Raw genomic sequence first — 10,231 nt, forward strand, 5'->3', positions numbered from 1 at the left:
ACCGCGCCCGCGCGCTCTCCCGGCGGCGCGCGGTCAGCCCCCCCCTCCCCGCACCGCCCGGGGCCGCCCGGCCCGGGCCACCGCACAAACCCCGGACGATGCTGCTGCCGCCCTGGGGCCGGAAGCGCCGCACGACCGCCGTGATCGCGGCCGTCGTGGCGGCGCTGCTCGCCGTCGGCGGCGTGACCTGGTACGCCCTCGCCGGCACCGGGGAGCGCAAGAACGACAAGGCGTCCCCGAGCACGAGTCCCGCCCCGACGAAGTCCTCCGTGAAGCCCTCGGGTCCCCCCGGGCCGGACGCCGCCGCGGCGGCCGCCTACAACAAGGGCCGCGGCCCCGGCGACGCCTCCGTCCTCTGGGTCCGCAAGAACGACATCGACGTGCCCCAGCTCGGCGGCTTCGTCTTCGGCCCCTGGGTCGACGGGGACGTCGTCGTCACCGCCATGTACCGCACGGTCACCGCCCATTCGGTGAAGGACGGCACGGTGAAGTGGCGGCTGACCCTGGACACCGAGATCTGCAAGGCGCCGCATCTGCCCTCCGAGGACGGGAAGATCGCCCTCGCCCTCAAGGACAAGCTCCACGCCGAGATGGACGAGTGTCGCCGGCTTCAGATGGTCGACCTGCGCGCAGGCAAGCTCGGCTGGAAGACGAAGGTCGTGAAGGAGGACGACTTCGACTTCATGAGCCACTACTCGATCGCGATGAGCGGCGGCACGGTCACCTTCGGCCGCCACGGATTCTCGACCGGCTACCGCCTCAGCGACGGCAAGCAGCTGTTCGGCCGGTGGGACAAGAGCGAGTGCCAGCCGTACGCGTACGCAGGCGGCCACAAGCTCGTCGCCGCGGTCTCCTGCCCGACCCCCGACGCGGACAAACCGCAGGAGGAGATCCACGAGGTGGATCCGGTGACGGGCAAGTCCCGCTGGAAGTACCGGCTCCCGGTCGGCTACCGGGTGGACCACGTCCTCTCCATGCGGCCGCTCATCGTCTCGGCCACCAACCGCGCCGAGGGCGGCCACGGCATGGTCGTCCTCAACGAGGACGGGACGAAGCGCTCCTCGCTCCAGGGCGACGGCCAGTACGCCGAAGGGTGCACGGACGACTCCACCCACGACGGCAACCTGCAGCGCTGTCGGGTCGTCGCGGACGACTCCACCGTCTACATCGCCACCGTCGCACCGTCCAAGGACAAGGCCAACGAGATCGTCGCGTTCGACCTCGACAGCGGCAAGGCGGTCCGGCACATTCCCGGGATCCCGGGACGCACGGCCTGGCCGCTGCGGATGGAGGGCGGTTCGCTGGTCGTCCGGATGGCAGCACTGCTCGACGAGCCGGGCTCGCTGGCCACCGTCGCGCCGGGCGCGACCAAGGCCGTCGAGTTCCTCCGCGTTCCACGCGCCGCGTCGCGCGCCGCGGGGCGCTACTACGACTCCCCGGCGCTGTACGTCGACGGCCGGTACATCCTTGTGCAGAGTCTCATCGCGGGCACGACCGACGACGAGGAGCGGGAGAAGGAGACGCTGATGGCCTTCGGCAAGTGACACCGATTCCCCACCCTCCTTCCGACACCTCAGAGGTACTCACGCCATGACCCAGCCACCGCCGCCCCCGCCGAACCAGCCGCCGGGCCCGCCCCAGGGGGGCTTCGGCGCGCCCCAGGACCCCCCGCCGGGAGGGTTCGGCGCGCCCACGCCGCCGCCGGAGCAGCCCGGTTACGGATACCCCCAGCAGCCGCCGACGCAGCCGCAGTACGGCTACCCGCAGCCGCCGACGCTGGGGGCACCTCCCGGGCCGCAGGGCCCAGGGGGACCGCAGTACGGGTACCCGCAGCCGCCGACGCAGCCGATGGGGGCGCCTCCCGGGCAGCCGCAGCAGCCGTACGGCTACCCGACCCAGCCGCAGTACCCGCAGGCGCCCGCGCCGGCCGGCGGCGGCAAGAAGCTGTCCGCGCAGATGCAGATCGTGATCGCCGCGGTGGTCGCCGTCGCCCTGATCGTCGGCGGCGGCATCTGGTACGCCAACTCCGGTGGCGGTGAGGAGAACCCCAACGCCAAGGGCGGCTCCGGCTCGACCCAGGGCCAGGGCGGCGACAAGGGCAACGGGCTCGGGGGCAACGGCAAGGAGAAGGTGCCCGCAAACACCCAGTCCAAGCTGTCCTTCCAGCTGCCGAAGCCGAAGGTCACGGACCTCACGGACGTGACCGGCTCCTGGATCACGGACAAGGCGTTCGTGAAGACGGGCGTCAACTCGATCGTCGCCTACGACCTCGACAAGGGCACACCGTTGTGGACGCTGCCCCTGGCGGGCCAGGTCTGCGGTTCCTCGCGCCATGTCACGGCCGACCACAAGGTCCCGATCCTCTTCGAGGCGACCAAGCGTGTCGCGCCGAAGTTCTACCAGCCGTGCACCGAGGTCGGCGTGGTCGACCTGACCAGCGGAAAGCTGGTGTGGTCGACGTCGGTCACCGGTGGCTCGGCAGGCGACCAGAAGGCGCGGTTCAGCGAGATCACGCTCAGCGGCACGACCGTCGCGGCCGGCGGCTCGGACGGCGGCGCCGCCTTCGACCTGGCCAACGGCAACCCGCGGTGGAAGCCGTCGGTCGACGGCAACAGCTGCTACGACATGGGGTACGGCGGTGGCGAGGGCATCGTCGCCGCGCGCAAGTGCGGGTCGTACGACGCCGGGTACGTCATGATCCAGAACCTCGACCCGATGACGGGCCGGCCGATCTCGCAGTACAAGATGCCCGCGGGCGTGAAGTACGCGTCGGTCGTCTCGACCAAGCCGCTGGTCGTCGCGGCCGACGTCGGCGACACCGCCGGTGACGGCAGCGGCATCTCGGACTTCTTCTCGATCGACGAGAAGACCGGCAAGCTGAAGGCCAAGATCGCGGCGAGCGCGGACCGGTTCGGGGCCAGCTGCCGCTCGACCAAGGTCGAGGCGTGCTCCAAGGTGCTCGTCGGCAACAACCGGCTCTACCTGCCGACCGAGGAGCACGAGGGCTCCACCGGGGAGTACGGCGACGAGACCAACGAGATCGTCTCGTTCGACCTGGCCGACGGGAAGACGACCTCCGACAAGGCGGACGCCGGGGACCGGTACACGCTGGTGCCGCTGCGGATGGACGGCGGCAACCTCATCGCGTACAAGGTTCCGCCGTACGACAAGGGCGGTCAGGTCGTCTCGATCGACGGCGGCACGATGAAGGCGACGGTGCTCATGGAGAACCCGTCGGACAAGTCGGTGCGCGACGCGGAGGACTCCTTCAGCGAGGACTACTCCGAGATCCTCTACGGGAACGGCCGGATGTTCATTTCCGCGCTGATGGTCAGCAAGCCCCGTGAGTCGTCCTCGACGGCCCTCAAGGAGTACCTGGCGCTGGGGTTCAGCACGAACTGACCCCGCCGGGGACCGGGACGGGGGGCGCCGGGGCGGGCGGGGCGGCGGCGCGCGCGCCCGGGGACGCGCGGGGGGGGTTCCGGCGCCGCGCCCGGCGCCTCATCTCTGCCCTGCCCCCCCCCCGTCCGTGTCTCCCGGGAGTGACGTTCCGCCAGGAGGTGTCCGGGCAAGGCGATTTCGGCCCGTGGGTGGCATTCCGTCGGAGTTCGGGAACGTATGCCCCCAGGAGCGTGTAGTTTGCCGGGTCATCGGAGTGCTGGGGCCGGGGGACGGCACCAGGGGGGATAAGGGGTTGCTCGATGGGCGTGCGGCTCATGGTGGTCGACGACCACAGACTGCTCGCCGAGGCGCTCGCCTCGGCATTGAAACTGCGCGGGCACCGGGTGCTCGCGGCGGCCGCCCCGGTGGCGGGCGCCGCGGAGCTGGTGGTGAGCCGGGCGCCGGAGGTGTGTCTGCTCGGTACGGCCGCCCCGGCCGAGCCGGGGGTCTTCGACCCGATCGTGCGGATCAAGCGCGAGCGGCCGCAGGTGGCCGTGGTCGTGCTCGGCCCGGTGCCGTCGCCGCGCGGGATCGCGGCCGCCTTCGCGGCCGGCGCGTCGGGGTACGTACGGCACGACGAGCGCATCGAGGGCGTCGAACGGGCGTTGATCAAGGCGCGGGCGGGGGAGACGGCGGTGGCGCCGCAGCTCCTCCAGGGGGCCTTCGCCGAGCTGCTCAATCCGGCGGTCCAGCCGGACGACGAGGGGCAGCGTCTCCTGGGAATGCTGACGCCGCGGGAGGTCGAGGTCCTGGTCCGGGTGGCGGAAGGGGAGGACACCCGGCTGATCGCCGCGGGCATGGGCATCGCCCCGAGCACCGCGCGGACGCATGTCCAGCGGGTCCTGATGAAACTGGGCGTGGGCTCCCGTCTGGAGGCGGCGGCGCTCGCCGCGCGAACGGGCCTTCTGGACCGCGCCCCCGTACCGGGCGCACGGAGGGAGCACCCCTAGGGGGCGTCTTGGGCCCGCGCGCCGCGCCCGGCGGAACCAACGCGCACAAAGCGCCCTGAGCGTTGACTGTCGATGTTTGCTTGTGGTTCCTTGTGCGTGGTTCTGTTTGGTTCCCCGCTGAGGACACCTTGTGAAGAAGACCGTCACCACGCTCGCCGACGGGCGTGAGCTCATCTACTACGACGCGCGGGGCGACGCCGTCCGCGACGGCGTCGACGCGCGGCCCCTCGACCCCGTCTCCTCCCGCTCCGAGATCCGGTACGACGCGCTCCTCGGGGACAACGTCGTCATCGCCTCGCACCGGCAGACGCGGACCTACCACCCGCCCGCCGACGAGTGCCCGCTGTGCCCCTCCGCGGACGGGCGGCAGAGCGAGATCCCGGCCCCGGACTACGAGGTCGCCGTCTTCGAGAACCGCTTCCCCTCCCTCGCCGGGGACGCCGGGCGGTGCGAGGTCGTCTGCTTCACCTCCGACCACGACGCGTCCTTCGCCGACCTCACCCCCGAGCGGGCCGCGCTCGTCCTCGACGCCTGGACCGACCGGACCGCCGAACTCGCCGAGCGGCCCGGCGTCGAGCAGGTGTACTGCTTCGAGAACCGGGGCGCCGAGATCGGCGTCACCCTCGGCCACCCCCACGGCCAGATCTACGCCTTCCCGTTCACCACCCCCCGTACCGCCCTCCAGCTGCGCAGCGCCGTCGAGCACCGGGCCCGTACCGGACGCAACCTCTTCGACGACCTCGTCGCCCGCGAGCGCGCCGACGCCGTCCGGGTCGTCCTGGAGAGCGAGCACTGGATCGCCTTCGTGCCGTACGCCGCGCACTGGCCGTACGAGATCCACCTCCACCCGACACGCCGGGTGCCCGATCTCCGGGCCCTCGACGACGCGGCGCGCACAGACTTCGCACAGATCTATCTGGAACTCTTGAGGCGCTTCGACCGGATCTTCGGTCCGGACGAGCCGCCCACGCCGTACATCGCCGCCTGGCACCAGGCGCCGTTCACCGGCGCGGACCGGGAGGAGTTCGGGCTGCACCTGGAGCTATTCACCGTCCGGCGGGCGCCCGGCAGACTGAAGTACCTCGCGGGCACCGAGTCCGGCATGGGCGCGTTCATGAACGACGTACCGCCGGAGGCGGCGGCCGAGCGACTCCGAGAGGTGGCGACCACATGAAGGCTGCGACATCCAAGTACCTGGTGACAGGCGGTGCGGGTTACGTGGGGAGCACCGTCGCCCGGCATCTGCTGGAGGCGGGCCACGAGGTCACCGTCCTCGACGACCTGTCCACGGGCTTCGCCGAAGGCGTCCCGGCCGGCGCCGAGTTCGTCGAGGGCCGCGTCCAGGACGCCGTGAAGTGGCTCGACGGCTCGTACGACGGCGTGCTGCACTTCGCCGCCTTCTCCCAGGTCGGCGAGTCGGTTGCCAAGCCGGAGAAGTACTGGGAGAACAACGTCGGCGGGACGATGGCCCTGCTGGCCGCCATGCGGGCGGCGGGCGTGCGCAGGCTGGTCTTCTCCTCCACTGCCGCCACCTACGGCGAGCCGGAGTCCGTCCCGATCACCGAGTCCGCGGCGACCGCCCCGACGAGCCCCTACGGCGCCTCCAAGCTGGCCGTGGACCACATGATCGGCGGCGAGTGCGCCGCCCACGGTCTCGCCGCGGTCTCGCTGCGCTACTTCAACGTGGCGGGCGCGTACGGCGACTGCGGCGAGCGCCACGACCCCGAGTCGCACCTGATCCCGCTCGTCCTGGAGGTCGCCCTCGGGAAGCGCGAGGCGATCAGCGTCTACGGCGACGACTACCCCACCCCCGACGGCACCTGCGTACGCGACTACATCCATGTCGCGGACCTCGCCGAGGCCCATCTGCTCGCGCTCGGCGCCATGACGCCCGGCGCGCATCTGATCTGTAACCTCGGCAACGGCAACGGCTTCTCCGTGCGCGAGGTCGTCGAGACCGTCCGCAAGGTGACCGGGCACCCGGTCCCCGAGGTGACGGCCGCGCGCCGGCCCGGCGACCCGGCGGTGCTCGTCGCCTCGGCGGAGGCCGCGCGCGAGCGGCTCGGCTGGATTCCGACCCGCCCGGACCTGGCGGACATCGTGCGAGACGCGTGGGCGTTCGCGAGAGAGCGGGAGCGGGGGCGCGGATGAGCGTGGCGGGCGAGTTCGAAGCGCTGTACGGGGCGACGCCGGAGGGCGTCTGGGCCGCCCCCGGGCGCGTCAACCTGATCGGTGAGTACACCGACTTCAACGAGGGCTTCGTGATGCCGCTGGCCCTGCCCCACAGGGCCGTTGCCGCCGTGTCCCGGCGTGACGACGGGGTGCTGCGGGTGCACTCCGCCGATGTCGGGGGCGGGGTCGTCCAGCTCGACGTCGACGCCCTCGAACCCCTCTCCGGCGGGGGCTGGGCCGCGTATCCGGGCGGCGTCGTCTGGGCGCTGCGCGAGGCGGGCCACCCGGTCACCGGGGCGGACATCCATCTCGCCTCGACGGTCCCGACCGGCGCGGGGCTGTCGTCCTCGGCGGCCCTGGAGGTCGTCACCGCGCTCGCCCTGAACGACCTTTTCGGGCTCGGTCTGAGCCGTCCCGGACTCGCCGTTCTCGCCCAGCGCGCGGAGAACGCCTTCGTCGGCGTCCCCTGCGGGGTGATGGACCAGATGGCGTCCGCATGCGCGGACGAGGGCCATGCGCTCTTCCTGGACACCCGCGACCTCTCGTACCGCCAGGTGCCCTTCGACCTCGCCGCGCGCGGGCTGCGGCTGCTCGTCGTGGACACCCGGGTGAAGCACGCGCTCGGGGACGGCGCGTATGCGGAGCGGCGCGCCGGCTGCGAGGCCGGCGCGCGGGCGCTCGGTGTGCGTGCGCTGCGCGAAGTCCCGTACGTGCAACTGCCCGATGCTCTCGCGCGTTTGAGCGACGAATCGGTTCGTCGCTACGTCCGTCACGTCGTTTCGGACAACCACCGGGTCGAGCGGACCATCGCTCTTCTCGACGCCGGGGACGCGCGGGCGGTCGGCCCGGTCCTGACGGAGGGTCATGTCTCGCTCCGGGACGATCTGCGCGTCTCCTGTCCCGAGTTGGACCTGGCGGTCGAGGCGGCGAACGCGGCCGGTGCGCTCGGGGCGCGGATGACCGGCGGCGGCTTCGGGGGCTCGGCGATCGTGCTGGTGGAGGAAGAGGCGGCGGACGTGGTGGCCGCGGCCGTGGAGAAGGCGTTCGCCGAGGCCGGGCTCACTGCCCCGAGGGTCTTCCCCGCGGTGCCCTCGAAGGGCGCGCGACGGATCTGAATGCCCGGAAAGCACCCCTCGATTGTCGACTTCTGTCGCGATCGGACACATGCGGCACAGCTGTACCGAGGTGTTCGGCCACTTCTGCGAATCGGCTTCCGCGGCGGCGCCTCGCCCGTACTCTGATGCACAGCGCCGGTGGGGGCCGGTGCTGATCAGGGGGCGAGACCAGTCGGGTACGGCGCCCGGGACGGGGTAACAGTCACTGCACGGCGGCGGCCGTGCGATCGACGGACCCCCGTCCCGGCGCCGTACCCGCGCCGGTCCATTCCTCGACACTTGGGGGTGTCCGTGGGTCGTATCCGGGTTCTGGTGGTGGACGACCACCGCATCTTCGCCGAGTCGCTGGCGGCCGCCCTCGCGGCGGAGCCGGACGTCGACGTGTCCGCCGCGGGCAGCGGTCCCGCCGCCCTGCGCTGTCTGGACCGCGCGGTCGCCGAAGGGCGCCGGTACGACGTGATGCTGGTGGACGCCGACCTCGGCGCGGCTGCCGGGCCGACGGCGTCGGTCGCGGTGGCCCGGGTCGTGCCGGACCACGGAGAGGGCGTCGTCGACGGCATCTCGCTGGTCGCCGGGGTCCGTTCGGCCCAGCCGGCCGTCCGGACGGTCGTGCTCGCGGAGAAGGACGACGCCCACCGGGCCGCCCTCGCGCTGCAGGCCGGGGCCTCGGGGTGGGTCGCCAAGGACTGTTCGCTGCAGCGCCTGCTGGCCGTGATCCGCGGCGTCCTGCGCGACGAGACGCATCTGCCGCCCGCCCTTCTCACCGGCGTCCTGCGGGAGCTGACGGCGGCCCGCAAGCACCGGACCGAGAGCGAACAGCTGGTGGAGTCGCTGACCCCGCGCGAGCGGGAGGTGCTGCGCTGCATGGTGGCGGGTCTGGGGCGCAAGGCCGTGGCCGAGCGGCTCTTCCTCTCCCCGCACACCGTCCGTACGCACATGCAGAACGTGCTCGGAAAGCTGGGCGTGCACTCCACGCTGGCCGCGGTCGCCCTGGCGCGCCGGGCCGGAGTCGGCCCCGCCGAGCTAGCCGGGGATGTTGTCGAACGGGGCGGTCAGCTGGCGTAGCAGCCCCGCCAGTTCGCCCCGCTGGGCACGGGAGAGCTGGGCCAGGATGGCCCGCTCCTGGGCGAGCAGCCCGGCGAGCGCCTGGTCGGCCCGGTCGCGGCCCTCGGGGGTGAGGCGGACCAGGACCCCGCGCCGGTCGCTGGGGTCGGGCAGCCGCTCGACCAGGCCCTTCTTGGTGAGCCGGTCGATGCGGTTGGTCATGGTGCCCGAGGTGACCAGCGTCTGGGTGAGGAGCTGGCCGGGGGAGAGCTGGTACGGGGCGCCGGCGCGGCGCAGCGACGTGAGGACGTCGAACTCCCAGGGCTCCAGCTGATGCTCGGAGAAAGCGAGCCGACGGGCGCGGTCGAGGTGACGGGCGAGCCGTGAGACGCGGCTCAACACCTCGAGCGGTTCCACGTCGAGGTCCGGGCGCTCGCGGCGCCATGCAGCGACCAGCCGGTCGACCTCGTCCTCCATGTCGATCAGTGTAGAGGGTCTGTTGACATAAAGTCTCTTGACGTCAAGATATATTCGGCTGGACTATGGGGAAGGACCGGGCCGGAACCCTGTTCCGCTTCGGCAACTCGTTCCAGCAAGGGGGCTCGAACATGCATTCCGCACCATCCTCTGCGTCCGCGGCACCGACATGGGACCCGCAGCAGTACCTCCGTCACTCCGGCCACCGCGCCCGACCCTTCCTCGACCTGCTCGCGCGAATACCACACCTCCCCACCGGTGACCGTCCCGCCCGGATCGCCGACCTCGGCTGCGGCCCCGGCAATGTGACCGTCCTGCTCGCCGACCGCTGGCCCGACGCCCACATCACCGGCTTCGACCTCTCACCGGACATGCTGGAACGGGCCGAGAAGGACTGGGCCGGCACGACGGCCGGCGGCGGCTGGCTGGACTTCCGGCGCGCCGACGCGGCCCACTGGACTCCCGACGAGCCCTACGACCTGATCGTCTCCAACGCCGCCCTCCAGTGGGTCCCCAACCACCCCGAGTCCTTCGCCCCCTGGATCGACGGACTCAAACCGGGCGGAACGCTCGCGTTCCAGGTCCCAGGCAACTTCACCTCGCCGAGCCACGCCCTGCTCGGCGAGCTCTGCGACGCCCCGCAATGGCGCGACCGCCTCCACGGAGAGGGGCGCCGATTCGTCCATGTCCTCGACGCGGCCGACTATCTGAACCGTCTTGCCGACCTCGGCTGCGAGACCGACACCTGGGAGACCACCTACTCACAACTCCTCCTCGGCGAGGACCCGGTCCTCGACTGGGTCAAGGGCACCGCCCTGCGCCCCGTACTGACCGCACTGGAAGGCGACCAGGAGGCGACGGACGCCTTCCTCGCCCAGTACCGCGACCTGCTGCGCGAGGCGTACCCCCCGGGGCCGCACGGCACGGTCTTCCCCTTCCGCCGCATCTTCGCCGTCGCGACCAAGCCGCGGTGACGAAGCCGAGGTCGACCACGTCCCGGTTACGCACGGGCGCCCCGCACCTGGAACCAGG

Annotated in this window: 9 protein-coding genes; 8 read left to right on the plus strand and 1 reads right to left on the minus strand. The window is 72.0% G+C overall.

Features of this window, described 5'->3' with window-relative positions; all coding sequences use genetic code 11:
• The 7 genes from ACFVZW_RS24425 to ACFVZW_RS24455 form a co-directional block, all read left to right on the plus strand.
• The coding region (locus ACFVZW_RS24425) for a PQQ-binding-like beta-propeller repeat protein (RefSeq protein WP_384524935.1) at positions 1–1,544 on the plus strand (1,544 nt) is incomplete at its 5' end.
• 46 nt (positions 1,545–1,590) lie between these two features.
• The gene (locus ACFVZW_RS24430; RefSeq protein WP_384524938.1) at positions 1,591–3,402 is read left to right on the plus strand and encodes a PQQ-binding-like beta-propeller repeat protein; all 1,812 of its coding nucleotides are present in this window, start codon (positions 1,591–1,593) and stop codon (positions 3,400–3,402) included.
• Positions 3,403–3,701: 299 nt separating this feature from the next.
• On the plus strand, positions 3,702–4,391 hold the full coding sequence (locus ACFVZW_RS24435) for a LuxR C-terminal-related transcriptional regulator (RefSeq protein WP_384524940.1): 690 nt from the start codon (positions 3,702–3,704) through the stop codon (positions 4,389–4,391).
• Positions 4,392–4,521: 130 nt separating this feature from the next.
• On the plus strand, positions 4,522–5,565 hold the full coding sequence (galT, locus tag ACFVZW_RS24440; protein ID WP_384524943.1) for a galactose-1-phosphate uridylyltransferase: 1,044 nt from the start codon (positions 4,522–4,524) through the stop codon (positions 5,563–5,565).
• Positions 5,562–6,542, plus strand: a complete 981-nt coding sequence (gene galE / locus ACFVZW_RS24445; RefSeq protein WP_384524946.1) for a UDP-glucose 4-epimerase GalE — start codon at positions 5,562–5,564, stop codon at positions 6,540–6,542. Before galT ends, galE begins: the two co-directional genes overlap by 4 nt.
• Complete coding sequence (gene galK / locus ACFVZW_RS24450; RefSeq protein WP_384524949.1) at positions 6,539–7,678, plus strand: galactokinase; 1,140 nt, start codon at positions 6,539–6,541, stop codon at positions 7,676–7,678. Before galE ends, galK begins: the two co-directional genes overlap by 4 nt.
• Positions 7,679–7,969: 291 nt before the next feature.
• On the plus strand, positions 7,970–8,743 hold the full coding sequence (locus ACFVZW_RS24455; RefSeq protein WP_384524952.1) for a LuxR C-terminal-related transcriptional regulator: 774 nt from the start codon (positions 7,970–7,972) through the stop codon (positions 8,741–8,743).
• Here ACFVZW_RS24455 and ACFVZW_RS24460 read toward each other — a convergent pair.
• Entirely contained in the window at positions 8,702–9,199 is a 498-nt protein-coding gene (locus tag ACFVZW_RS24460) for a MarR family transcriptional regulator (RefSeq protein WP_361853527.1), read from the minus strand. The two genes, ACFVZW_RS24455 and ACFVZW_RS24460, sit on opposite strands and share 42 nt — an antisense overlap.
• Before the next feature lie 131 nt (positions 9,200–9,330).
• Between ACFVZW_RS24460 and ACFVZW_RS24465 the strand changes: the two genes are divergently transcribed.
• Positions 9,331–10,173, plus strand: coding sequence for a trans-aconitate 2-methyltransferase (locus tag ACFVZW_RS24465; RefSeq protein ID WP_383559610.1), 843 nt, complete (start codon positions 9,331–9,333; stop codon positions 10,171–10,173).
• Positions 10,174–10,231: the final 58 nt, after the last annotated feature.

The organism is Streptomyces sp. NPDC059567, assembly GCF_042735655.1.
Lineage (GTDB): Bacteria > Actinomycetota > Actinomycetes > Streptomycetales > Streptomycetaceae > Streptomyces.

Coding starts and splice junctions, on each gene's coding strand:
- ACFVZW_RS24430 (WP_384524938.1), top strand. CDS start 1,591: ATGACCCAGCCACCGCCGCCCCCGCCGAACCAGCCGCCGGGCCCGCCC.
- ACFVZW_RS24435 (WP_384524940.1), top strand. CDS start 3,702: ATGGGCGTGCGGCTCATGGTGGTCGACGACCACAGACTGCTCGCCGAG.
- galE (WP_384524946.1), top strand. CDS start 5,562: ATGAAGGCTGCGACATCCAAGTACCTGGTGACAGGCGGTGCGGGTTAC.
- galK (WP_384524949.1), top strand. CDS start 6,539: ATGAGCGTGGCGGGCGAGTTCGAAGCGCTGTACGGGGCGACGCCGGAG.
- ACFVZW_RS24460 (WP_361853527.1), bottom strand. CDS start 9,199: ATGGAGGACGAGGTCGACCGGCTGGTCGCTGCATGGCGCCGCGAGCGC.
- ACFVZW_RS24465 (WP_383559610.1), top strand. CDS start 9,331: ATGCATTCCGCACCATCCTCTGCGTCCGCGGCACCGACATGGGACCCG.